The sequence below is a fragment of the Oleiphilus sp. HI0125 genome, assembly GCF_001635355.1.
In genome coordinates, this window is the sequence record NZ_LWGF01001462.1 from 1 (window position 1) to 814 (window position 814).

An 814-nucleotide genomic window follows, 5' to 3' on the forward strand; every position below is an offset into this window, starting at 1 on the left:
TTATAGCGGTCTGCTCTAGGAACTGGAAAAGCAATATCTAGAGCTTGCCCTTCGGCACATTTTTGAGCAGTAGTTTGGAACGCTGGATCACAGGCGCTTAACAATAAAGCTGAACAGAGTGTTGCACTCAGCTTAAAGACTTGTTGCATATAGGGTACTCACGCACTTCATTTAGATTTTAAAGACTGCGCGAGTGTACCATCTTATACACGCATATTCTGCGTGTGATGGGTGATATTTGAATTGAAATGTGCGCTAGATCAGCTCTGAATCAAACGCTTGAAGGTCTCGTGTAAGATCAGTGCATCATTTGATGCGCGATGACGTAATAAATCCATGTCATTGATGGCTTGGTTATGGACGTCTTGCCACTTCGAAACTTGGTCTGCATCAAGCAAGGCGCTAATAGATTCAATTTGAAAGCTGTGTTTGATCCCTGAAGCTTTAAACAAGCGGTGAAGCCAAAAGCTATCAAAGGTCCACGCGTCACAATAAACAAAGTGATCACCTAAGAGCTCATTGAGTTCTTGCGCTACTTGATCGCAGTCTTGTCCGTTTTTTTCGAGCTCATCTCGACTGATCCCATGAATCTTAGCCGCTTTGCCAGACCAATCCTTCCAAAGTACATGAGGCTTAATGAGCCATGAGTGAGTGTCACCGTTAGGCATGCAAATGCCCACTTCAATTGGGTAGCTCGCAATAAGATCAAGGCTGGAGGCCTCAAAGTCGATAAATATAGGATTAACTGCTGTCATAATGGGCTGCGCTTAAAAAACTTTTGCTATGGTAGCCAGTGTTTAACATGCTCGCAATT

Annotated in this window: 1 protein-coding gene; it reads right to left on the reverse strand. The window is 43.6% G+C overall.

The window, feature by feature from the left end; translation table 11 throughout:
• Positions 1–260 precede the first annotated feature (260 nt).
• On the reverse strand, positions 261–755 hold the full coding sequence (locus tag A3762_RS24750) for an exonuclease domain-containing protein (RefSeq protein WP_197468887.1): 495 nt from the start codon (positions 753–755) through the stop codon (positions 261–263).
• Positions 756–814 lie beyond the last annotated feature (59 nt).